Here is a 21,225-nt window from a genome sequence, read left to right as displayed (position 1 = left end):
CCGCACGGCCCGGACGCCCGCGACGGCGTCCGGGCCGTCCTCACGCCCGCGCCTCACCGGCAGCCCGCCCGACCTCTCTCCTCCCTCCGGCCTCAGGAGCAGCCCATGACCTCCACCGCCCCGTCCGTCACCGCCCAGCACGACGAGCTCATCGATCTCCTGCCGCCGCACTTCCGCTTCGGCGCCGCCACGTCCGCGTTCCAGATCGAGGGAGCCGTCGCCGAGGACGGCCGCACCCCCTCGATCTGGGACACCTTCTGCCGCGTCCCCGGAGCCGTCGACAACGGCGACACCGGGGACGTGGCGTGCGACCACTACCACCGCATGCCCGAGGACGTCGCCCTGCTCGCCGAGCTCGGCCTCGACACGTACCGCTTCTCCGTCTCCTGGCCCCGGGTCCAGCCGGGCGGCCGCGGCCCGGCGAATCAGGCGGGGCTCGGCTTCTACGACCGGCTGGTCGACGAGCTCCTCGGGCGCGGGATCACCCCCTGGCTGACCCTGTACCACTGGGACCTGCCGCAGGAGCTCCAGGACGCCGGCGGCTGGCCCGCACGCGACACCGCGTACCGCTTCGCGGACTACGCCGAACTCGTCCATGAGCGCCTCGGTGACCGCGTCACCCACTGGACCACGCTCAACGAGCCCTTCTGCTCGGCCGTCCTCGGTCACGTCGAGGGGATCCACGCGCCGGGCGGTCGTTCCCTGGCCGACGGCGTACGGGCCGTGCACCACCTCCACCTGGCGCACGGCCTCGCGGTCCGGCGGCTGCGCGCCGCGGCCCGCCGTCCGCTCGACCTGGCCGTCACCCACCTCCTGGGCACCAGCAGGCCCGCCACCGACAGCCCCGCCGACCGTGAGGCGGCCCGCCGGGCCGACGCGATCGGCTTCCGCTTCTACCTCGACCCGATCCTGCGCGGCGCGTACCCGCAGGACCTGATCGACGACCTCGCCGTCCACGGGGTCGAGATCCCGGTACAGGACGGCGACCTGTCGATCATCGCGAGCCCCGTCGACACGCTCGGCGTCAACTACTACCGCTCCATGCGCACGTCAGGAGCCGACGAACACGGCGACACCACCGACGCCCGGGGCCTCCCCGTCACCCGCAACCTTCCGCACGGTGGTCTCCCGGTCACCGGCCTCGGCTGGGAGGTCATGCCCCACGACCTCACCGAGCTGCTGCTCCGCATCTCCCGCGACTACCCCGGCACCCCGATGGTCGTCACCGAGAACGGCGCCGCGTACGAGGACCACCCCGACGTCCACGGCCACGTCGACGACACCGAACGCACCGCCTACCTCGCCGCCCATCTGGCCGCGGTCGCCCGGGCCCGTGTTCAAGGGGCCGACGTCCGGGGCTACTTCGCCTGGTCGCTCCTGGACAACTTCGAATGGGCCTACGGCTACGCCAAGCGCTTCGGCCTCGTACGCGTCGACTACGCCACCCAGACCCGGACCCCGAAGCGCAGCGCCCTGTGGCTCCGCGACACGGCCGGGCGCGTGCGGCGCGCGGAGTGACGCCCGTCCTGGCGGCCCCACGCGCGCGGCCGGTGGCGCGGTCCGGTGGGGCCAGGGCCTGTCCGTCGCGTCCGCCAACGCGACGGACAGGCCCTGGGGTCGAGGGGGCGGGGGCCGATGGGGAGGCGCCCAGGGACGTGGGCTCCGCGGCCACCGGTCGCTGCGGTGGGGTTCAGGCCGTGGCCGGGACGCTTTCCGGGGTCTTGGCACCGTCTGCGAGGGCGGCAAGAAAGCGCTCCGTGTCCAGAGCTGCCTGGCAGCCGCTGGCGGCCGCCGTGATGGCCTGGCGGTAGGTGTGGTCGACGACGTCGCCGGCGGCGAAGACGCCGGGGAGGTTCGTGCGGGTGGAAGGGGCCTCGACCTTGATGTAGCCCTCGTCGTCCAGGTCGACCTGGTCGGTGAAGAGTTCGGTGCGCGGGTCGTGGCCGATGGCGATGAACAGGCCGGTGACCGCCAGGTCGCGGGTCTTGCCGGTGAAGGTGTCGCGCAGGGTGACGCCGGCGAGCATGCCGTTGTCGGCCTTGATCTCGGCGATCTCGCTGTCGAAGGCGAAGGAGATCTTGTCGTCGGCGAAGGCCCGGTTCTGCATGGCCTTCGAGGCGCGCAGGGCCGAGCGGCGGTGGACGACGGTGACCGAGCGGGCGAAGCGGGTGAGGAAGGTGGCTTCTTCCATGGCGGTGTCGCCGCCGCCGACCACGACGATGTCGCGGTCGCGGAAGAAGAAGCCGTCGCAGGTGGCGCACCACGAGACGCCGCGTCCGGAGAGCTCGTCCTCGTTCGGGAGCCCGAGCTTGCGGTATCCGGAGCCGGTCGCGACGATCACGGCCTTCGCGCGGTGGACGGTTCCCTCGGAGTCGGTGACTTCCTTGATCTCGCCGGTGAGGTCCACGGAGATGACGTCGTCGTCGACCATCTCCGCGCCGAAGCGCTCGGCCTGTGCCCGCATGTCGTCCATGAGGTCCGGGCCGTCGATGCCGGCGGGGAAGCCGGGGAAGTTCTCGACCTCGGTCGTGGTGGTGAGGGACCCGCCGACGAAGATCGAGCTGCCGAAGAGCAGGGGCTTGAGCTGGGCGCGGGCCGTGTACAGGGCGGCGGTGTATCCGGCGGGGCCGGAGCCTATGACGATGACCTCACGGACGTCGTCGGTGATGGGCTCGGTCACTGAGGTCACGCCTCCTGCTTCGCATCGATCTCGGCGATGAGGCCCTCGATGAGGTCCTTGATCTCGTCGCGGATGGGGCGGACGGCCTCGACGCCCTGGCCGGCCGGGTCTTCCAGGGCCCAGTCGAGGTACTTCTTGCCGGGGAAGACCGGGCAGGCGTCGCCGCAGCCCATGGTGATGACGTAGTCGGACGCCTGGACGGCCTCGGTGGTCAGTACCTTCGGCTTCCGGTGGGAGATGTCGATGCCGACCTCCCGCATCGCCTCGACCGCGGCCGGGTTGACGCGGTCGCCCGGGACCGAGCCGGCGGAGCGGACCTCGACGCGGTCGCCGGCCAGGTGGTCCAGGAATCCGGCGGCCATCTGGGAGCGGCCCGCATTGTGGACGCAGACGAAGAGTACGGAGGCGAGCGGGGCGGTCGTCATCGGTGGGTCCTCGCGGCGAAAGGTCAGCGCCGGCTGGTATCAGCGCCAGGTGATGTGACAGTATCAGCCCATGATGACGTCAGTCGATACTGATCTGATTCGGGTTCTGGCTGATCCGCTCAGGCTCCGGATCGTGACCCTGCTCGCCCGCGAGGCGCTGTGCACCTCCCACCTCGTGGAGGAGACGGGCGCCAGACAGACCAACCTCTCCAACCACCTGAAGGTGCTGCGCGAGGCCGGCGTCGTGGAGACCGAGCCCTGCGGCCGGTTCACCTACTACCGCCTGAAGCCGGACGTCATCGAAGCCCTGGCCGGACAGTTCGCCGCTCTCGCCGCTGTTGCCCGCGCCTCCGCCGACTCCAAGAGGGCCTGTCCGTGACCTCCACCGCTCCCGCGACCGCCACCGAGGACTCCTCGGTCGTCGCGAAGCTGTCGACGCTCGACCGCTTCCTCGCCGTCTGGATCCTGCTCGCCATGGGCCTGGGTCTGGGGCTCGGCCGGCTGATCCCCGGCCTGAACGACGCACTGGCCGCGGTCGAGATCGGCGGCATCTCGCTGCCGATCGCCGCCGGGCTGCTGATCATGATGTACCCGGTGCTCGCCAAGGTCCGGTACGACCGGCTCGACGCCGTCACCGGTGACCGGAAGCTCATGGTCTCGTCGCTCGTCGTCAACTGGATCCTCGGTCCGGCGCTCATGTTCGCCCTGGCCTGGATCTTCCTGCCGGACCTGCCCGAGTACCGCACCGGCCTGATCATCGTCGGCCTGGCCCGCTGCATCGCCATGGTGATCATCTGGAACGACCTGGCCTGCGGCGACCGCGAGGCCGCCGCCGTCCTCGTCGCGCTGAACTCCGTCTTCCAGGTCATCGCCTTCGGCCTGCTGGGCTGGTTCTACCTCGACCTGCTGCCCGGATGGCTCGGCCTCGGTGAAGGCGAGACCCTCGACATCTCCATGGGGAAGATCGCCCTCAACGTCGTCATCTTCCTCGGCATCCCGCTTCTTGCCGGCTTCCTCACCCGCCGTATCGGCGAGAAGAAGATGGGCCGCGAGTCGTACGAGCAGAAGTTCCTGCCCAAGATCGGTCCCTGGGCCCTCTACGGCCTGCTCTTCACGATCGTCATCCTTTTCGCCCTCCAGGGGAAGACGATCACCTCGCAGCCCCTGGACGTCGTCCGGATCGCACTCCCGCTGCTGGTCTACTTCGCGGTGATGTGGTTCGGCACCTTCGCCCTCGGCAAGGCCATCGGTCTGACCTACGACCGCACCGCCACCCTCGCCTTCACCGCCGCCGGCAACAACTTCGAGCTCGCCATCGCCGTCGCCATCGCCACCTTCGGCGTCACCAGCGGGCAGGCGCTCTCCGGCGTCGTCGGCCCCCTCATCGAGGTCCCCGTCCTGGTGGCGCTGGTGTACGTGTCGCTGGCCTGGCGCCGGAAGTTCGCGGTGACGCGGTGAACCGGCCGCCGAGCCGCCACGCGGAACCCGCGGCACCCGGCGGTGCCGACACCGGCCCCGACGGCGGCATCGACATCGACGTCGTCGTGATCGGCGGCGGCCAGGCGGGACTCGCCGCCGGTTACCACCTGCGCCGCCTCGGCGGCCTCGACTTCGTCGTCCTGGACGCCCAGCCGACCCCGGGCGGCGCCTGGCGGCACACGTGGGACTCGCTCCACCTCTTCTCGCCGGCCGCGTACTCCTCCCTGCCCGGCCGTCTGATGCCGCCGCAGCCCGGGGAGACGTACCCCGACGCCGCCCACGTCGTCGCGTACCTGACCGACTACGAGCAGCGGTACGAGCTCCCCGTCCACCGGCCCGTACGCGTCGCGGCCGTCCGCCGTCACGGCGAGCGCCTCCACGTCGAGACCGACTCCGGCACCTGGCGTGCCCGTGCCGTCGTCAGCGCCACCGGAACCTGGTCGCGCCCCTTCCTGCCCGCCGTCGCCGGCCGCGACGCGTTCCGGGGGCGGCAGCTCCACACCGTCGAGTACCGCGCACCCGGCGAGTTCGCCGGAACGCGGGTCCTCGTCGTCGGAGGCGGGAACTCCGGAGCGCAGGTCGCCGCCGATCTCGCGTACGAGGCCGACGTCACCTGGGTCACGCAACGGCCCGCGCGGTTCCTCGCCGACGACATCGACGGGCGTGCGCTCTTCGACCACGCCACCGCCCGCCGCCGCGCCCTCGACGAAGGCCGCGCCGACGGTGGGGGAGTGGCCTCGCTCGGGGACATCGTCGCCGTACCGCCCGTGCGCGAAGCCCGCGACGCCGGACTGCTCAAGGCGCAGCCGATGTTCGCGCGTCTGACGCGGACCGGTGCCGAGTGGGCCGACGGGACGCGGGCCGAGGCCGACGCGATCGTCTGGTGCACCGGATTCCGCCCGGCCCTCGCCCACCTGGCGCCCCTCGGGCTCAGGACCCTGCGCGGGCACATTCCCACGCAGGGCACCGAGGCGGTCGGCGAGCCCCGTCTCCACCTGCTCGGATACGGGGACTGGACCGGCCCCGCCTCGGCCACCCTCGTGGGTGTCGGCCGCCCCGCACGCGAGGCCGCCCGCAGCATCGCGGCCCTGCTGGGGTAGGGCCGCGGGCGTGAACGGATGGTGAACGCCTGACATACATGCACCCCGGATTCGCCGTGTGATCGCGTCGGCTCGTAAGGTGTCCGGATGGCAACTCCGCTGGCGGGCATACCGATCGAGGACGTGAGCGCGGACCGCTGTGTCCCGTGCACTCCGGGATGGCTCCTCGACCGGGACGAAGTCGAGTCGCTGACGGCCCAGTTGAAGGCGGTCGCCGACCAGACCCGGCTGCAGATCATCCATCTGATCGACCAGGCGCCGGCCGGCGAGCTCTGCGTCTGCGACCTCACCCAATCCCTCGACCTGGCCCAGCCGACCGTGAGCAGGCATCTGAAGATCCTCACGACCGCGGGGCTGCTCCGGCGCGAACAGCGGGGAACCTGGGCCTGGTTCTCGATCCGCTGGGACGCCCTGCGGGAGCTGCGTAAGCGCGCGTTCCCACAAGGCAGCGGCGCCTCCTTCTGACGAGGAAGCGTTCGACCCCGGTCATGATCCGCCGGACAGGCGGCCCTAGGGCCTGTCTGACAATTCCCGTCGGGTCCGGCCCGCCCGGCCCGCACGCTCGCCGCACGGCCGTGACGCCCCCGTAGTCCCCCGTAGCCCTTCGGGCACGGGAGGTACCCCCACCGCTACGAGGACGCCCCGGCCGCACGCCGATCGCACGCACCGAACGACCCGGCCTATCCGACGCCAATTGTCAGACAGGCCCTAGTACGGGCCGCCGCGGAAGAGCATGCTGCCGTGGTGGCGCGGGCGGTCGCCGCGTTCGTGGGCCGCGTCGGAACGGTCCGCGGGGGTCGAGAGACCGGCAAGGGCGCGGAGGGTCGCCAGGCCGGCCAGCACCTCGTCACGACGCTCGGCGGACTTCATCCAGGCCGGCAGCCGGGCGAACATCGCCATCGTCGGGGAGGCGTGACGCTCGCGCAGCCGGGCGCCCACGTAGGCGGCGAGGGCGTCGACGTGCTCCTCGTCGTAGGCCCACAGAATCCGTCCCGCACAACGGGTCTGAAGCCAGAGCGGCCGACGGAAGAACGGGTCCTCGGTGCCGCCGGGCACGGCGCCGACCAGACCGGCGCCCCGCTCCCCGGCCGTCCAGTCGGCGACCGCGCCACAGCCGGCGCAGGCGAGGCGGCGGGGTTGGAAGAGCAAGGCGCTGAAGTACTTCGGCGCCGGGGTGCCGGGCACAGGTACGACGAGCGCGCGGCCACCGCACCTCGGGCAGACCACCAGCACCCGGCCGGTGAACCGGACGAGCCACGTGCCGTGGTCGTGGTGGCGGACCGGGTGGGGGTGCACGGGCTCGGAGCTCATGACGGACACCCTGCCAGGCCCGACCCGCCCCGGCGACCGAGATACGGTGCGAGGCCGACCCCGGGAGGCACGGCAGCCTGCCGGGGCCGGCCCTGAGGACCGGTCAGGTCACTTTCGCCAGAACAGGTGGTGCGTCACCCCGCTCGGGCTGGGAACGACCTCCCGGCCGGGAGAACTCATGGCTGCGTTCGTGACCGGTCGGAAACCGGGGGTGCCCCTGTCTCCTGGCCCAGGGGCGGTGGCTGATCCTAGAGACTGTCGAAGTCCGGGACGGTGATTGATCCGTCTGCGGCGAGTGAGAACCCCGGATTGTGAGCGACTTCCCAGGCATGGCCGTCAGGATCGACGAAGACTCCTGCGTAGCCGCCGTAGAACGTGGTGGCCGCAGGACGCGTGACGGTAGCGCCTGCTTGCTCCGCCGTAGCGATGAGCTCGTCGACTGCGGCCGGGGATCGCACGTTGTGAGCGAGCGCGATCCCGCCGAACCCAGCCGACTGGCGATCTTCAACGCCGCAGTCGAGCGCGAGTTTGTCTCGATCCCACAGGACCAGCGCGAGACCACCCGCCTGGAAGAAGACGGTTTCCTGAACCGTCTGGCCCTGCCAGCCCAGGGCCTCGTAGAACGACCGGGCGCGTCCGAGGTCGGAGACACCCAGTGTGATCAGACTGATACGCGGTTCCATGGGTTCATTTAACCGTCCTTCGAGTCCTTGCCCGGGCCCGTTGCGGAACTTCCCGATGCGTGTCAGGTGGCCGCTGCGGGTCGTGATTCGTAGAAGGTTCGCCGCGGATGGAGGAGCCGGAGATCCGGCGGTGCCTCCGGTGTCCGGTGACACCACCCCCCCAGATCATGCGTTACGACAGGGGACTCAAGTCGGGTGCGGAGCAGAGGTGTTCGCGCGGTGGTGGTTGACGCCGCGCGTGCTCGGTGTGTCACGATCGGGCCATGCTGACGTCGGTGAACGCGGAACTGCTCAAGGTCCTCGCGGACCCTCTGCGGCTCCGCATCGTGTGCCTGCTCGCCCGTGAGTCCCTGTGCACGACTCACCTGGTCGAGGAGACGGGCGCACGGCAGACGAACCTGTCGAACCACCTGCGGGTCCTCCGGGAAGCCGGCGTCGTGGAGACCGAACCGTGCGGGCGCTTCACCTACTACCGGCTGCGCCCCGAGGTGCTCGCGGACCTCGCCGCGTTCTTCGGTGACCTCGCCGACGGCGACCGGGTGGCCGTGGTCAGGCGCCCCTGCGGCTGAACCCCGGGCCGCTGCTTCGGCGGAGCGTCCGTACGGTGACCGACAGCGTCATTCCACGACCGGGCTGCGACGCTCCACGAGCAGGACGTCCCGCCAGACGCCGTGATGGCGGGCCACGCGTTCCCGGCGGCCGATGACGCGGAATCCCGTGGACGTGTGCAGCGCGAGGCTCGCCGTGTTCTCCGGGAAGATGCCCGCCTGGATCGTCCAGATGCCCGCCTTCTCCGTGGAGGCGGTCAACGCCTCCAGAAGCGTGCGCCCCACGCCCGTTCCGCGCGCCGTGGGGCAGACGTACACGGAGTGCTCGACGACCCCGGCGTACGCGGGCCGGGTCGAGACGGGGGACACCGCGGTCCAGCCGACCACGTGCCCGAGGCGGTCGAGCGCCACGAGCCGGTGCGCCGGCAGCTTGGCGGTGTCGAAGGCGCTCCACGGCGGCGCGGACGTCTCGAAGGTGGCGTTTCCCTCGTCGATGCCCTGCTGGTAGATCGCCATGACGGCCGGCGCGTGGTCGTCGGTCATCGGCACCAGGACGGGTACGCCGTCGTGCGGGGATGCCGGTACGGGTGCGGTCATGCTCGCTTCCTTGTTCGGGAGCCCTCGGCGGCGTGAGCGGAGGGCGGGCGTGACGACGCTCCTGCGGCGGCGGGGGACCGCCGCAGGAGCGCGGTGGGGGGTGTGGAGGAGGGTTTCGGGGTCAGAGCAGGGGCAGGGCGACGAGGCCGATGCCCACGCTACCGAGGAGGCCGACGGCGAGGTAGAAGGCGAAGACCTTCGTCTTGACGACGCTCTTGACGGCGACCATCGCCGGGATCGTCGTGATGGCGCCGCCGAGGAGGAAGGTGACGCCCGCGGCCGCGACCATGCCCTGGTCGAGGAGGCCCTCGACGACGGGGATGGCGCCGACGCCGTTGAGGTAGAGCGGGACGCTGATGAGCCCCGCGAGAAGGACGGAGAAGACGCCGTCGGTACCGAGCAGGCCGGAGACGAAGTCGGTGGGCACGTAGCGGACGATCAGGGCTTCGAGGACGATGGCGAGGAGCAGCCACTTGCCCAGGATCAGCGAGTCGCTGACGATCTCCTTGAGGATCTCGCCGGCGCGGAGGTTCTTGATGTCGCGCCGGACGAGCACGCGCCACGGCGTGCCGTCGTCGTCCGCGTCACCGCTCTGCGGCGCGGCGGAGCATCCACCGGCCGCGCTCGCATCCGCGGGCTCGGTGGTCTCCTGGGCGGAGCCGCCGCATCCTCCCGAGGACCCGCTGCCGCCACCGCTTCCGGTGCTGCCGCCGCTGCTCCCGCCGCCGACCGTGACGGTCTCGGGCACGGTCGTCTTCGTCGCGGAGCACGCGGACTCGGGGACGGTCACCGTCTCCTGGGAGCAGCTCTTCGCGGGCGCCTTCTCCTCGGTGGATGCGATCAGTGGGTCGGCGAACCGGCCGCGCCGTTCGAGCAGGAGCACGATGAGGCCCGCGCCGAAGCTCAGCACCAGTGCGCCGATGAGGCGGGCGGTGGCGATGGGGAGACCCAGCTGGGCGGCGGAGAGCGCGTAGATCTCCGGGTCCATGGAGGGGGAGGCGATCCAGAACGACATGACCGCCGAGAGCGGGACGCCGGCTATCAGGAAGCGGCGGATCAGCGGGATCACGGTGAAGGAGCAGAAGGGGCTGAACGCTCCGATGGCCGTGACGATGGCGATGCCGAGGACGCCCTTGCGCCCGTGGGCGAAGCTGCGGCGCGCGACGACGTCGATCGACAATCGCTGTACGGCGATCCCCAGGACGATGGCGACCAGGAACCACGGGAGGTAGTGCAGCACCTCGAACAGGATGAACAGGCCAAGGGCCCGCAATTCGTCCACGGGTGAACCTCTCTGAGACGGTGGCACGTGAGGGGCGCGGCGCCGTGAGGGGGCGTACGGGAGTCGTGGCGAACCGCGTGGGAGATGCGGGCGGCACCTCCGTTTATCGAATATCGATGATAGACGATTAAGTAAGGGTGCGGCAACGGGGTTCAGGGGTGCCCGGCGCCGGCGCGGGATCGTGGCTTTCGTGGGGGTGGGTGAGGCGCGGGTGACCGCAGGTGACCCCTGCAGGGGGGGGTGTATCGCGGGTCGAAGCTTGCCCTCGCCGGTGGTCATCGATTATCATCGATAGATCATGAGCGGTACGATGAATGCCCAGCTGATCGACCGAAGCACGGCCGAGTCCTACGCGACCTGGTTCAAGGCCCTCTCCGATCCCACACGCGTGCAGATCCTCAACCTCCTCGCGCTCGCTCCCGAGCCGATGAGCGTCGGCGAGATCGTGGACCGCATGGGCGTCGGACAGTCGACGGTGTCCCATCACCTGAAGCTGCTCGCCGACGTGCGGTTCGTGCTGCGTGAACGTCAGGGCACGTCGATGCTCTACTCCATCAACGTCGCCTGCGTGGCCTGCTTCCCGAGCGCCGCCGACGCCGTCATGGGCCGCCCCGCGGCCTCCGTGTGAGCCCCGGGCCCATGGCGGAGCCGTCGCGCCGCGCATCCGTGACCGTATCCCCGGCGTCCGCGGTGCCTGCGGTGCCCGCTGTGTCGCCCGCGCCCGTCGTGCCTGCCGTGTCGCCCGCGCCCGCGGCGCCCGTCGTGTCGCCCGTGCCCGTCGTGCCCGCTCCCCGCTGCTGCCCGCCCCTCGTGACCGCGGCGCTGTCCGAGGCGGACGCCGAGGTGATGTCGGCGATGTTCAAGGCGCTGGCGGACCCCGTCCGGCTCCGCCTCCTCTCCCGTGTCGCCTCGCATCCCAGCGGTGAGGCGTGCGTCTGCGACATAGCCGACGTGGGCGTCTCGCAGCCCACGGTCAGCCACCACCTGAAGAAGCTCAGGGAAGCGGGCCTGCTCACCTCCGACCGGCGCGGTACGTGGGTGTACTACCGCCTCGCGCCCGGCGTGCTCGCCTCCCTCGGCGTCTTCCTCACGGAGACCGATCAGGCCGGCGCGGAGGAGTCCTCCCGCTCGGGCCGGGCCGTCTGACGCTCGCATCTGCCGGTCGACGACTCCGCCCCTCGGGCGGGGCCGACCGTGTGTCGTTCCCTCATCCATGAACGCCGATTCCGCTCGGGTCGACCCCGCGGCGGCATCGACGCGACCCCGCACACCACCACCACCTCGCGCCGGCGCCGACTCCACCGTCGAACTTCGATGAATGTCTATGTTGACGCTCGTCGAATCAGGTGCCATGCTGATGTCCAAGAGATCGATGAACGTCGAAACAAAGAGCAAAGAGGGAATCGCCGTGAACACCGCTGCCCCCGCCTCCGCCCCTGCCGTGACCGCCGCCGACCGACAGCTGCCCGTCGTCGTCATCGGAGCCGGCCCGGCGGGCCTGGCCGCCGCCGCGCACCTCGTGGACCGAGGCCTGGAGCCGCTGGTGCTGGAAGCCGGCGAGCAGGCGGGCGCGGCGGTACGGGAATGGGCGCATGTGCGGCTCTTCTCGCCGTGGGCCGAGGTCACCGACCCGGTCGCCGAGAAGCTGCTGGCCCCGACCGGCTGGGTGAAGCCCGAACCGACCGCGTACCCGACGGGAGGCGACTGGGCGGCCGCCTACCTCCAGCCGCTCGCGGACGTCCTCGGCGAAAGGATCAGGCTCGGCGCCCGCGTCACCGGAGTCTCCCGCGCGGGCCGTGACCGCGTCGTCGACGCCGACCGCGACCTGCAGCCCTTCACGGTGCACGTGCGGTACGCCGACGGGCGCGAGGAGCGGTTCTTCGCCCGCGCGGTGATCGACGCCTCCGGCACCTGGGGCACTCCGAGCCCGGCGGGCGGCGACGGACTGCCCGCCCTCGGTGAGCGCGCGGCCGCAGACCGGGTCTCCTACCGCGTCCCCGACCTCAAGGACCCTGCCGTACGGGCCCGTTACGCGGGCAAGCGCGTCGCCGTCATCGGCTCCGGAGCCTCCGCCTTCACCGCGCTCGCCACGCTGGCCGACCTCGCCACGGCCGAGGACGGCGCCGGTACGCACGCGTCGTGGATCCTGCGCCGGGGCATCTCCGGCTCCACCTACGGCGGGGGCGCGTCCGACCAGCTGCCCGCCCGGGGCGCCCTCGGCCTCGCGGCGAAGGCCGCCGTCGAGGACGGGCACGCGGACGCCGCGACCGGCTTCCGTACGGACGCGATCGAGCGGGACGGAGACCGGCTGGTCCTGGTCGCCGAGGACGGCCGCCGCCTCGACCCGGTCGACGAGGTCGTCGTCCTGACCGGCTTCCGCCCCGACCTCTCCTTCCTCGACGAGCTCCGCCTCGGCCTCGACGAGCGCCTCCAGGCGCCGACCGCGCTCGCTCCGCTCATCGACCCCAACCAGCACTCCTGTGGAACCGTCTACCCGCACGGCGTCAACGAGCTCTCCCACCCGGAGCCGGGCGTCTACCTTGTCGGCATGAAGTCCTACGGCCGCGCCCCGTCGTTCCTCGCCCTCACCGGCCAGGAGCAGGTCCGTTCCGTCGTCGCCGCGATCGCCGGTGACCGCGAGTCCGCCGAGCGCGTCGAGCTCGTACTCCCCGAGACCGGGGTCTGCGGCGGCTCGGGCCTCTTCGACGAGTCGAACGCGGACCAGGGGACCGACGGCGGAGGATGCTGCGCGCCCACCCTCGCCTCAACCCCCACCCTCGTCTCCGCCCCCGCCCTCATCCAGCTCGGCACCGCCACACCGGCGCCCTCCTGCGGCTCGTGACCGACCTCGGCACCCGTACCGACGGGGCCACGACCGGGACGGGGGTCCGGTCGCGGCCCCGCGCCGCGCTGCCGGCGCTCTGCGCCACGCAGATCACCAGCTGGGGAATCGTCTACTACGCCTTCCCCGTCCTGAACCCGCAGATCACGGCCGGCACCGGCTGGTCCACGGCAACCACCACGGCGGCGTTCTCGCTCGCGCTGATCGTCTCGGGCCTGGCCGGCATACGGGTCGGCCGGATCATCGACCACCGCGGTCCCCGCACGGTCATGACCGCCGGTTCGGCCGTCGGGTCCCTGAGCCTCGTGATCGTGGCCCTCGCCCCCAACCTGCCGGTTTTCTTCGCCGGTTGGGCCCTCGCGGGCCTCGCCATGGCCACCACCTTCTACCAGCCGGCGTTCGCCGCCCTCACCCGCTGGTGGGCGCCCGACCACGTCCGCGCCCTCACCGTGGTCACCCTCGCCGGCGGCCTCGCCTCCACCGTCTTCGCCCCCCTCACGGCGGTCCTCGCCGATCACCTCTCCTGGCGCGCCACCTACGCGGTACTCGCCGCGATCCTCGCCGCCGTCACGATCCCGGCCCACGCCCTCGCCCTCAAAGCGCCCTGGCCCGCGGCCCCGGACGCACCGGCCGACACGGCCGAGACGCCCCGGACGATCGTCCGCAGCCGACCGTTCCTCCTGCTCGGGGCCGCCCTCACCCTGTCGTCGTTCGCGATGTACGCGGTCGTCGTCACCCTCGTCCCGCTCCTCGTCGAACGCGGCTACACCACCGCCCAGGCGGCCTGGGCCCTCGGTCTCGGCGGCGCGGGCCAGACCCTCGGCCGTACCCTCTACGCCCCGCTCGCCCGTCGCACCGGCCCCACCGTCCGGACCACGGTCCTCATCGCCCTGGGCGGCCTGACCACCGCCGCCCTCGCCGTCACCCCCGGTCCCTACGGCCTCGTGATCGCCGTGTCGATCGCGGCCGGCATGGTCCGCGGCAACCTCACCCTGCTCCAGGCCACCGCCGTCACCGACCGCTGGGGCGCACGGCACTACGGCAGACTCTCGGGAATCCTCGGCGCCCCCGCCATGACCGCGTCGGCCCTCGCGCCCTTCGCGGCTGCCCTGCTCGCCGTACCGCTGGGCGGCTACCCGGCACTGTTCGGCGTACTCGCCGGCCTGGGGGCGCTCGCCGCGCTGGTCGCCGCCGGAGGCACCCCGACCGCCAAGGGCCGGGCCGGGCGGCGTCCTTCGCGCGGCCGATGACCACGAGGCCGCCGTCCGGGGTGCGCCGCGCGAGGGGCCGTCCCGGCCATGGACACGGAACCCCCTCGGCGGAACGCCCGATCGACTCGTCTGCCTCACCCGAGTGGCGGCTCGCCCGGGGGTGAACTTGCATGGTCCGACGGGCCCCGAAAGGTTCGCGTGCAACCCACCCCCGCAGGGAGCCGAGCGTGGAGACGCCTCAATCGCCGTATGGATACGAGACCGACGGTCCCGCCACCCCGTACCCCGGTCGCCCACCCGGTACGCCGAGCCCCTCGCTGGACGCCCAACGGCTCTGGGTGGGCGGTCTGATGACCGCCGTCGTCGCGGCGCTCACGGCCGTCGTCGCCGTCCTGCTCGTCCGCGGCGTCCTCGGCATTCCCGTCTTCGCCCCCGAGGGCAACGGCGCCATGGGCGACGTCTCCACCGGTCTGCTCGCCGGCGGGGCCTTCGTCGCCGGGCTGGCCGCGACGGGGCTCATGCACGTCCTGATCATCGCCTCACCGGGACCCGTTCGGTTCTTCTCGTGGATCGTCGGACTGGTCACGGCCGTCATGATGCTGCTCCCCTTCACCACGGAGGCCACACCGGCGGCGAAGGTCGGCACCGCCGCCGTCTACCTCGTCATCGGCATCGCCATCGGCTCCCTGCTGACCGCTGTCGCGCGTGGAGCCGTACGCCGCGGGCGGTGACCTAGGGCCTGTCGTCGAAGTCCCGCCTGGGACGCGGCGTCGACAGGCCCTAGGGACGTGACGGCGCCGGCCCGGCGGGGTGTCCCCGTCGGGCCGGCGCGGTGAACGGACGACGTCAGCAGGCGTCGACCCAGTCGTGCGACGAGACGTTGTCGTTGACCAACTGGCCCTTGCCCGCCCCGGCGCCGAAGAACCTCAGGCCGGAGAGGCCCAGGTCGGGGAGGGAGTGCCCCTGGTGGAGGCAGACCCACGAGCCGCTCCAGTCCAGGCCGTAGAAGAGCCGGACGTCCTCGGCGCGGCCCGGGTATCCGTTGTTCCAGATGTCCGAGACCTTGTTGCGGCAGCCCGCCCAGTTGGCGTTGTTCCCGTTCCACCGGCAGTGGAACCCGCCGGCGTGGGGGTGCTCCCAGGCGTAGAGGTATCCGTCCGGGCCGGGTACGGCGGCCGGCGCCGAGACCGACGGGGGCGCGGCGGTCTCGGGTCCGGTCGTGCGGGCGTCGGCCACCGGGGCGGTCAGCAGGGTGAGGGCGCCGACGGTGAGTGCCGTCACGAGCGCGCGCGTGGTTCGCATGATGTGTCTCCTCTTCGGTGGGGTGGTGGCCGCGCCGGCGTTCGCGGCGCGACCGTCGGACCGCCGGGCGACCGGTGTCACGCGGCGGGGTCGGGGGGCCGGGTGGGGAAGCCCGGCGGTCGGCGGGTCAGGGTCGCGGGGTGCCCTCCAGGACCCGGCGGGCGCGGGGCAGCGCGGCGGACCTCAGCAGGTCCCGCGCCTGGACGTCCGCGCGGTACTCGCGGGCCAGGACCCTGCCGTGGTGGGCGTCGAGCTTCCGGGCGGTGCCGGACAGCGCCGACTCCTCGGCACACCGCACCTCCGCCAGGGCGAGGCCCACCTCGCGCTCCTTGCCGAGGGGGCGTACGGGGGAGAGCGCGGCGGCCCGGGCGGCGGCCGGAGTGGCGTACGCGTGCCCGGCGCGCCGCATGCACGTCCGCCACGCGTCGAGCCGCTCCAGGTAGCCGGGGTCGGCGGTGACGCGGCCGCGGCGGATCCGCTCCAGGGCGTCCACCCGGGTCGACGCGCGGAACCAGGCACCGACGTCTCCGTACAGCCGCCGCTCGGACTCCGCGACACAGCCGCGGTCGCTGCGCCGCAGGATCCCGCCGCCCGGGAGCCGTACGGTCAGCCCGTCGGGTGACGGGCCGTTGGCGGCGACCAGCGCCTCGGCCTTGCGGTCCGCCGGCAGGGCGGCGAAGTAGGCGCGGTTCGGGTCGATCCGGGCCGTCGCCTCGCGCCGCCGCCGCAGCTCGGAGCCGTAACCGTGCCGGCCGGCCCAGACGGCGTCGTCGAGGACGTAGGGGAAGGAACTCGTCTCCGGTTCCTCGTCGAGCGGGAAGACGCGGTACGCGAATCCGTGCCGGTGCATGCAGTCGCGGAGGAGGAGCTGCCGGGCGTCGTGCAGCAGCCGGTCGTCCGCGGTGGCGCCGCCGGGACGCGACGGGGGCGGCCGTACGTCCGCGGCCGGTTGTCCGAGGCCGGTCAGCAGCGTCGCGGCGAGTGCGAGCGTGACGCCGGTGACCGCCAGGCCGGCGGTGAGGAGCGAACTGCGGGCATGGGTGGTACGGGGCATGGGGGAGCTCCTGCGGGGGACGGGAAGGGGGAGAGACCAGGGGGCCGGTGACGCGAAGGGGAGTCGGAAGGAGCCGGCTCGGTGCGCAACGGTGCGATGTCCAGGGCGTGTCGCCGTGCTGCCGTCGAGCGGTGCGGCGGCTGGACAACCGAAGTCTGTGCCGGTCGGGAAGCGGCCCGCAACCGTGTCCCGGGTGCTTCGGCGAAGTCGGGATTCCCACCCCGCTGACCTGCGAGGACGTTCCTGTCCCGGGATACGGGCAGGCCCGGGACACGGAGGTCCCCGGCCTCCTGGCGACGCAGGGACGCGGCGCAACGCGGCGGCGACCGTGTCGTTCTCGATGTGTGCCCCGCCCTCAGGACGCGGAGCGCATCGACGACGACACCGCCGCCGCGTCCGCGACGGCGGGACGGCCCGAGCCGAGGAGATCCGTGGACCACCGGAACGAGCCAGGAGGCGGAGGAATTCTCCGCCGTGGGGACGCGCGGGGACGACACGCGCGTGTGCGGATCGGAGCGCTACGGGCTGGCCGAGGCCCAGGGCGGGTGGCAGCCGTGCTGCTGGGCGTGAGTGCCTGCCTCGCCGCCCTGCCCGCAGGCGCCGTGGCCCCCGTGCCCGCCGCCCCCGCGCGGACCGCCCCGTCGCCGACCGCACCCTCGCCGACCACCCCCGTCATCGACGAGGAGTTCGCCGACCCTGACGTCGTCGAGGTCGGCGGGGTCTTCCACGCGTACGCCACCAACGCCCACGGCCGGAACATCCAGCACGCCACCTCCACCGACCTCGTCCGCTGGACGGTCGACGCGACGGACGTGCTGCCCGACGTCGGAGCGTGGGTCACGCTGGATCCCCCGGGCCGCGTCTGGGCGCCGGAAGTCTTCGACAACGGCGACGGGTTCACCCTCCTGTACACGGCGCGCGACCGCGCCGGCGGGCGTCAGTGCGTCGGCTCCGCCCTCGCCTCCTCGCCCGACGGCCCGTTCCGGCCGGTCGGCGAGGGCCCTCTGGTCTGTCCGACCGAGGACGGCGGCGCGATCGACGCGTCCGTCCACACCGAGAACGGCACCCGCCATCTGCTCTGGAAGACCGACGGGAACTGCTGCGAGAAGGACACCTGGATCCACCTCCAGCCCGTCTCCTGGGACGGCACCCGGGTCACCGGCGAACCGGTCCGCCTGATCAAGCAGGACCGCACCTGGGAGGACCGAGTCGTCGAGGCGCCCACGCTCGTGCGACGGAACGGCCGGTACGTCCTCCTGTACTCGGCCGGCGACTACCGCTACGACGGGTACGCGACGGGCTGGGCGACCGCCGACACCCTCACCGGGCCCTACGTGAAGGGGGACCTGCCGCTCCTCACCACGGAATCCTTCTCCGGAGCGATCGCCGGGCCGGGCGGCCAGGACGTCGTGACCGGCCCCGGCGGGCAGGACCGGATCCTCTTCCACGGCCGTGGCGCCGACCGCTCACGGCGGATGCTGTACGTCGCCGACCTGGGGTTCGCGGACGGCCGGCCCGTCGTCCGCGGCAGCAAGGCGCGCCACGAGGCGGAGCTCGCCCGGGTGCACCGGGCGACCGTCCGCCAGGCGAGGGACGCCTGGGGCGACCGGGCCGTCGGGCACATCGACGAACCCGACAGCTCCGTGGAGTTCCGGGTCTTCGCCGCCTCTCCCGGGCCGCATACGCTCAGCGTGCGGTACGGCAACGGCTCCCTGGACGCAGCCGGCGCACCGGCCGCCGCGACGCACCGGCTCACGGTCAACGGCGCCGACGCGGGCGCCGTCGACTACCCGTACACCGGCTGGGACGAGTGGCGGACGCGCGAGGTCCCGGTGGAGCTGCGGGCGGGGTGGAACACCGTCCGCCTCGCGAAGGGGGAGCGCTACACGGAGCTGGACGCCGTGGAGGTGGCGTAGGTCCGCCACCTCGGGCCGGCGGCGCCCTGGCCCACCTTCCCGGCCGTGAGGACCGGCGTCACGCCCACTGCTGGTGTGGTGCCCGGTCGCACGGCAGCACCCGGAGGCCTCCCGCGCCGTCGGCCAGGCAGCGGCGCGTCCCGGCGCCCCTGATCTCGACCGCCGAGTCGTCGCGCGCGGTGACGGTCCATCGCTGCGACGCGGAAGGGCCGCAGGCCGCGGCGGACAGCCCGGCGGGACCGAGGTCCAGGCATCTGCCCGTCGCGTGGTTCCTGAGGCGCACGCTGCCGTCCGTCGTCACCGTACCGACGGTCCACCGCTGGTACGACAGGCCGTTGCACGCGTAGGAACGTGTGCCCTTGTCGAGGCTGTCGTCGAGACAGGTCCCCGTGGCGCGGCTCACGAAGATCCTGGGATGGTCCGGCACGGCGGACGCGGCGGGCGCGCCGTGCAGGACCTTCGGCGCGTCGGCTGCAGGGGTCCGGTGCTGGACGAGTGCCGTACCGGTGACTCCGAGCACCAGGCCGAGGACGGCCCCGGCGAGGGCCCAGACCGTGTGCCCGCTCCGGAGGGAGAGACGGCGCCGTGGCGCCCGGGGCGGAGCGTCACCGGCGTTCGGCGCGTCCACCTCCTTGGGACCCGAACCTGTGCCCGTACCCGTACCCGTACCCGAATCCGTACCCGTACCCGTACCCGTACCCGAATCCCTCCCCGTGCCCGAATCCGTACCCGTATCCGGGCCCGTGCCCTGGACCGTGCCCTGGACCGGGCGGCGTTGGCCTCGGTCGGCGGCCTCCCATAGATGGCGGTACGCGGTGGGGTCGCCGTCGAGGGCCTCGCACAGGTCGCGCACGGTCGCCCATGGGGGAACGGTGGTGCCGCGGAAGTACCGGGAGAGCGACGAGTCGCTGATGCGGACACTCGTCTCCAGGGACCGCAGGGTGCACCCGGAGCGTCGCTGGAGGTCGCGCAGCGCCCTGCCCAGTGCGCGGGCCGGATCGTCGTCGTCAGGCCGGTCGGCAGCCATGATGGCGTCCTTCTGAAAGGTGTCGAAACGGTGTTCCAGCAGGTCGGAACCCTAGGGTGCGGCGAATCGCGGTGGCAACCGAACTCACTCTCCCGAAGGTTGTCGCGGCCTCGGGTTGACGGGGCGTGAAATGACCGCGCGCGGTGGGAAGTCGGCTGCTACGGTCGTCCGCATGTGTTCCGTCATCCACAACTGGCAGGCCCTGCGCACCCGGTCGACGCGCTGACCGTGGTGTCGGCCGTCGCCGACGCCGGGTCCCACGTCCACCGTTCACCTCTGGATGACGAGGATCTTCACCATGCGCGCAGACTCGCGCCCCATTTTCGTATGCGTTCACGGCGGCTCCAGCAACGCCCGGGCCTGGGGCCCGTTGCAGAACGAGCTGGCCCTGCTCGGGTACCGTTCGCACGCCGTCGACCTCCCCGGTCACGGCGACCTCGCCGACACCCCCGCCGCCTACTACCGGCAACCCCAGGACGTCACGGCACTCGCCGCCGCGCCCTCCCCGGTGCGCGGTGTCACGTTGCGCGACAACGTGCGCCACGTGGTGGACACCCTGCGGCGGCTCGCCGCCTCGGGGCCGATCGTCCTGGTCGGCAACAGCCTCGGCGGCCTGACGATCAGCGCCGTCGCCAACGCCGCACCGGAGCTGCTCGACCGGGTGGTCTACCTCTCCGCCCTCTGCCTCAGCGATCCGGCCATGCTCACCGAGGCGTGGGACGTCGTCGACGACAACCTGCTGGACGCCGCGGTGGCCCGGATCGCCGTGCCGGACGTACGCGACCCGGGGGTGGTCCGGCTGAACTGGCGGGCCGCCCACGCCGATCCGGACCTGTTCGCCGCGTTGAAGGCCGCGGTCATGGCCGACTCGACGGACCACCAGTTCCGGCTGCTGCTCGACTCCCTCGACCCGGACGAGACCTACTCGGCGTTGGAGCCGGGGGCGCTGGTCCGGGCCGACGCGTGGGGGCTGGTGCCGCACACGTACGTCCGGCTCTCCGCCGACCGCAGCCTCCCGTTGGCCGTCCAGGACCACATGATCCGGTCGGCGGACGCGCTGACCCCGCACCATCCCTTCGACGTGCACACCCTTGAGGCCTCGCACGTCGGCTACTTCAGCCGGCCGCGGGCCTTCGCCGAGCTGCTGACGGGCCTCGTCTGAGACACCCGCCCCGCACCCCGGACCGCCCGGGGTGCGGGGCGCTCAGGACGGCCGCCGAGCCGCGTCTCGTCCAGATCCTGTGAACCCCGTACCCACCCACTTTTTTGTGGGTACTTGTCGGGGTCACGGCCCCGGGAGAGTCTGGTGGTGGCCGAGAGAAAGGAGACGGACGAACGGTCAGGACGCGGCACGCTCCTCGGCGAGCCGGTCCAGACGGCGGTGGCCCCAGTCGGAGAGGGGTGCCAGCGCCTCGGAGAGCTCGCTGCCGAAGTCGGTCAGCGAGTAGACGGTCTTCGGCGGCACCACGTCGTACACCTCGCGGCGCACGAGACCGTCCGCCTCCATCTCCCGCAGGGCCTGGGTCAGCACCTTCTCGCTGATCGCCGGGATCAGCCGGCGCAGTTCACCGGGCCGCTGCGGGCCGGTCTCGAGCAGCCAGAGCAGCAGGGTCTTCCATTTTCCGTCGATCACGGCGACGGCGGCGGTCACGCCGCAGACGTCCGTGTCACGGGCGCGCCCGCGCGTCATCGGAGGGGTCCCCGCTCTCGCCCTCGTCCCTCGGTCATGTCCGTCCCCGTCCCGTCCGTCTCTTCGGTCATGTCCTTC

The 21,225-nt window shown here is 72.4% G+C and carries 23 protein-coding genes; 13 read left to right on the top strand and 10 right to left on the bottom strand.

The genetic code is table 11. The features are described 5' to 3' along the window. Nucleotides 1–105 precede the first annotated feature (105 nt). Complete coding sequence (locus OG580_RS03030; RefSeq protein ID WP_267042080.1) at nucleotides 106–1,518, top strand: GH1 family beta-glucosidase; 1,413 nt, start codon at nucleotides 106–108, stop codon at nucleotides 1,516–1,518. A 172-nt stretch (nucleotides 1,519–1,690) separates the two neighbouring features. On the opposite strand, the gene trxB is transcribed toward OG580_RS03030, so the two are convergent. Both trxB and OG580_RS03020 read right to left on the bottom strand, forming a co-directional pair. Further along, nucleotides 1,691–2,668 carry a thioredoxin-disulfide reductase gene (gene trxB / locus OG580_RS03025; RefSeq protein WP_267047870.1) on the bottom strand — a complete coding sequence of 326 codons (978 nt, stop codon included), beginning with the start codon at nucleotides 2,666–2,668 and terminating at the stop codon, nucleotides 1,691–1,693. Nucleotides 2,669–2,685: 17 nt separating this feature from the next. After that, nucleotides 2,686–3,105 carry an arsenate reductase ArsC gene (locus OG580_RS03020; protein WP_267042079.1) on the bottom strand — a complete coding sequence of 140 codons (420 nt, stop codon included), beginning with the start codon at nucleotides 3,103–3,105 and terminating at the stop codon, nucleotides 2,686–2,688. Nucleotides 3,106–3,175: 70 nt separating this feature from the next. On the opposite strand from OG580_RS03020, the gene OG580_RS03015 reads away from it, so the two are divergent. From OG580_RS03015 to OG580_RS03000, 4 genes are all read left to right on the top strand, one after another. Continuing rightward, the gene (locus OG580_RS03015) at nucleotides 3,176–3,484 is read left to right on the top strand and encodes a helix-turn-helix transcriptional regulator (RefSeq protein WP_267042078.1); all 309 of its coding nucleotides are present in this window, start codon (nucleotides 3,176–3,178) and stop codon (nucleotides 3,482–3,484) included. Further along, nucleotides 3,481–4,563, top strand: a complete 1,083-nt coding sequence (arsB, locus tag OG580_RS03010) for an ACR3 family arsenite efflux transporter (protein WP_267042077.1) — start codon at nucleotides 3,481–3,483, stop codon at nucleotides 4,561–4,563. Before OG580_RS03015 ends, arsB begins: the two co-directional genes overlap by 4 nt. Before the next feature lie 68 nt (nucleotides 4,564–4,631). Then, entirely contained in the window at nucleotides 4,632–5,684 is a 1,053-nt protein-coding gene (locus OG580_RS03005; RefSeq protein ID WP_267047869.1) for an ArsO family NAD(P)H-dependent flavin-containing monooxygenase, read from the top strand. An 87-nt stretch (nucleotides 5,685–5,771) separates the two neighbouring features. Then, a complete protein-coding gene (locus tag OG580_RS03000) occupies nucleotides 5,772–6,149 on the top strand; it encodes a helix-turn-helix transcriptional regulator (protein WP_267042076.1) in 378 nt (125 codons plus the stop codon). 243 nt (nucleotides 6,150–6,392) lie between these two features. Here OG580_RS03000 and OG580_RS02995 read toward each other — a convergent pair whose 3' ends face one another. Both OG580_RS02995 and OG580_RS02990 read right to left on the bottom strand, forming a co-directional pair. After that, nucleotides 6,393–6,995, bottom strand: coding sequence for a hypothetical protein (locus OG580_RS02995; protein WP_267042075.1), 603 nt, complete (start codon nucleotides 6,993–6,995; stop codon nucleotides 6,393–6,395). Nucleotides 6,996–7,243: 248 nt separating this feature from the next. After that, nucleotides 7,244–7,678: a VOC family protein gene (locus OG580_RS02990; RefSeq protein WP_267042074.1), complete on the bottom strand. Its 435-nt coding sequence runs from the start codon at nucleotides 7,676–7,678 to the stop codon at nucleotides 7,244–7,246. Nucleotides 7,679–7,941: 263 nt separating this feature from the next. Between OG580_RS02990 and OG580_RS02985 the strand changes: the two genes are divergently transcribed. Continuing rightward, on the top strand, nucleotides 7,942–8,247 hold the full coding sequence (locus OG580_RS02985; RefSeq protein ID WP_267042073.1) for a helix-turn-helix transcriptional regulator: 306 nt from the start codon (nucleotides 7,942–7,944) through the stop codon (nucleotides 8,245–8,247). A gap of 48 nt (nucleotides 8,248–8,295) precedes the next feature. Here OG580_RS02985 and OG580_RS02980 read toward each other — a convergent pair whose 3' ends face one another. Next, the gene (locus OG580_RS02980; RefSeq protein WP_267042072.1) at nucleotides 8,296–8,823 is read right to left on the bottom strand and encodes a GNAT family N-acetyltransferase; all 528 of its coding nucleotides are present in this window, start codon (nucleotides 8,821–8,823) and stop codon (nucleotides 8,296–8,298) included. 121 nt (nucleotides 8,824–8,944) lie between these two features. Continuing rightward, on the bottom strand, nucleotides 8,945–10,105 hold the full coding sequence (locus OG580_RS02975) for a permease (protein WP_267042071.1): 1,161 nt from the start codon (nucleotides 10,103–10,105) through the stop codon (nucleotides 8,945–8,947). A gap of 298 nt (nucleotides 10,106–10,403) precedes the next feature. On the opposite strand from OG580_RS02975, the gene OG580_RS02970 reads away from it, so the two are divergent. From OG580_RS02970 to OG580_RS02950, 5 genes are all read left to right on the top strand, one after another. Further along, nucleotides 10,404–10,733 carry a metalloregulator ArsR/SmtB family transcription factor gene (locus OG580_RS02970; protein ID WP_267042070.1) on the top strand — a complete coding sequence of 110 codons (330 nt, stop codon included), beginning with the start codon at nucleotides 10,404–10,406 and terminating at the stop codon, nucleotides 10,731–10,733. A gap of 134 nt (nucleotides 10,734–10,867) precedes the next feature. Beyond that, nucleotides 10,868–11,251, top strand: coding sequence for a helix-turn-helix transcriptional regulator (locus OG580_RS02965; protein ID WP_267047868.1), 384 nt, complete (start codon nucleotides 10,868–10,870; stop codon nucleotides 11,249–11,251). A gap of 226 nt (nucleotides 11,252–11,477) precedes the next feature. Next, nucleotides 11,478–12,947 (top strand): NAD(P)-binding domain-containing protein, encoded by a 1,470-nt coding sequence (locus tag OG580_RS02960; RefSeq protein WP_267042069.1) that lies wholly within the window; start codon nucleotides 11,478–11,480, stop codon nucleotides 12,945–12,947. Next, nucleotides 12,944–14,197: an MFS transporter gene (locus OG580_RS02955; protein ID WP_267042068.1), complete on the top strand. Its 1,254-nt coding sequence runs from the start codon at nucleotides 12,944–12,946 to the stop codon at nucleotides 14,195–14,197. Before OG580_RS02960 ends, OG580_RS02955 begins: the two co-directional genes overlap by 4 nt. A 188-nt stretch (nucleotides 14,198–14,385) precedes the next feature. Then, the gene (locus OG580_RS02950) at nucleotides 14,386–14,889 is read left to right on the top strand and encodes a DUF6069 family protein (RefSeq protein WP_267042067.1); all 504 of its coding nucleotides are present in this window, start codon (nucleotides 14,386–14,388) and stop codon (nucleotides 14,887–14,889) included. A gap of 115 nt (nucleotides 14,890–15,004) precedes the next feature. Here the strand turns inward: OG580_RS02950 and OG580_RS02945 are convergent, their stop codons facing one another. Continuing rightward, entirely contained in the window at nucleotides 15,005–15,460 is a 456-nt protein-coding gene (locus OG580_RS02945) for a peptidase inhibitor family I36 protein (protein ID WP_267042066.1), read from the bottom strand. Nucleotides 15,461–15,587: 127 nt separating this feature from the next. Then, on the bottom strand, nucleotides 15,588–16,514 hold the full coding sequence (locus tag OG580_RS02940; RefSeq protein WP_267042065.1) for a hypothetical protein: 927 nt from the start codon (nucleotides 16,512–16,514) through the stop codon (nucleotides 15,588–15,590). Nucleotides 16,515–17,059: 545 nt separating this feature from the next. Here OG580_RS02940 and OG580_RS02935 point away from each other — a divergent pair. Continuing rightward, the gene (locus OG580_RS02935; protein WP_267042064.1) at nucleotides 17,060–18,430 is read left to right on the top strand and encodes a family 43 glycosylhydrolase; all 1,371 of its coding nucleotides are present in this window, start codon (nucleotides 17,060–17,062) and stop codon (nucleotides 18,428–18,430) included. A 58-nt stretch (nucleotides 18,431–18,488) separates the two neighbouring features. Here the strand turns inward: OG580_RS02935 and OG580_RS02930 are convergent, their stop codons facing one another. Continuing rightward, entirely contained in the window at nucleotides 18,489–19,457 is a 969-nt protein-coding gene (locus OG580_RS02930; RefSeq protein ID WP_267042063.1) for an XRE family transcriptional regulator, read from the bottom strand. 298 nt (nucleotides 19,458–19,755) lie between these two features. Here OG580_RS02930 and OG580_RS02925 point away from each other — a divergent pair, with 298 nt between their 5' ends. Beyond that, nucleotides 19,756–20,619 carry an alpha/beta hydrolase gene (locus tag OG580_RS02925; protein ID WP_267042062.1) on the top strand — a complete coding sequence of 288 codons (864 nt, stop codon included), beginning with the start codon at nucleotides 19,756–19,758 and terminating at the stop codon, nucleotides 20,617–20,619. Between the two features lie 177 nt (nucleotides 20,620–20,796). Here the strand turns inward: OG580_RS02925 and OG580_RS02920 are convergent, their stop codons facing one another. Next, nucleotides 20,797–21,147 (bottom strand): helix-turn-helix domain-containing protein, encoded by a 351-nt coding sequence (locus OG580_RS02920; protein WP_267042061.1) that lies wholly within the window; start codon nucleotides 21,145–21,147, stop codon nucleotides 20,797–20,799. Nucleotides 21,148–21,225 lie beyond the last annotated feature (78 nt).

Origin of the sequence: Streptomyces sp. NBC_00094, from assembly GCF_026343125.1 — a bacterium.
Taxonomy (GTDB): Bacteria; Actinomycetota; Actinomycetes; order Streptomycetales; family Streptomycetaceae; genus Streptomyces.
This window is presented reverse-complemented; position numbering and strand designations above follow the sequence as displayed.

Excerpts from the sequence above, each read along its gene's own strand:
- OG580_RS03030 (WP_267042080.1), top strand. The coding sequence starts at position 106 with ATGACCTCCACCGCCCCGTCCGTCACCGCCCAGCACGACGAGCTCATC.
- OG580_RS03020 (WP_267042079.1), bottom strand. The coding sequence starts at position 3,105 with ATGACGACCGCCCCGCTCGCCTCCGTACTCTTCGTCTGCGTCCACAAT.
- OG580_RS03015 (WP_267042078.1), top strand. The coding sequence starts at position 3,176 with ATGATGACGTCAGTCGATACTGATCTGATTCGGGTTCTGGCTGATCCG.
- OG580_RS03000 (WP_267042076.1), top strand. The coding sequence starts at position 5,772 with ATGGCAACTCCGCTGGCGGGCATACCGATCGAGGACGTGAGCGCGGAC.
- OG580_RS02995 (WP_267042075.1), bottom strand. The coding sequence starts at position 6,995 with ATGAGCTCCGAGCCCGTGCACCCCCACCCGGTCCGCCACCACGACCAC.
- OG580_RS02990 (WP_267042074.1), bottom strand. The coding sequence starts at position 7,678 with ATGGAACCGCGTATCAGTCTGATCACACTGGGTGTCTCCGACCTCGGA.
- OG580_RS02985 (WP_267042073.1), top strand. The coding sequence starts at position 7,942 with ATGCTGACGTCGGTGAACGCGGAACTGCTCAAGGTCCTCGCGGACCCT.
- OG580_RS02980 (WP_267042072.1), bottom strand. The coding sequence starts at position 8,823 with ATGACCGCACCCGTACCGGCATCCCCGCACGACGGCGTACCCGTCCTG.
- OG580_RS02970 (WP_267042070.1), top strand. The coding sequence starts at position 10,404 with ATGAGCGGTACGATGAATGCCCAGCTGATCGACCGAAGCACGGCCGAG.
- OG580_RS02960 (WP_267042069.1), top strand. The coding sequence starts at position 11,478 with ATGAACGTCGAAACAAAGAGCAAAGAGGGAATCGCCGTGAACACCGCT.
- OG580_RS02945 (WP_267042066.1), bottom strand. The coding sequence starts at position 15,460 with ATGCGAACCACGCGCGCGCTCGTGACGGCACTCACCGTCGGCGCCCTC.
- OG580_RS02940 (WP_267042065.1), bottom strand. The coding sequence starts at position 16,514 with ATGCCCCGTACCACCCATGCCCGCAGTTCGCTCCTCACCGCCGGCCTG.
- OG580_RS02930 (WP_267042063.1), bottom strand. The coding sequence starts at position 19,457 with ATGGCTGCCGACCGGCCTGACGACGACGATCCGGCCCGCGCACTGGGC.
- OG580_RS02925 (WP_267042062.1), top strand. The coding sequence starts at position 19,756 with ATGCGCGCAGACTCGCGCCCCATTTTCGTATGCGTTCACGGCGGCTCC.
- OG580_RS02920 (WP_267042061.1), bottom strand. The coding sequence starts at position 21,147 with ATGACGCGCGGGCGCGCCCGTGACACGGACGTCTGCGGCGTGACCGCC.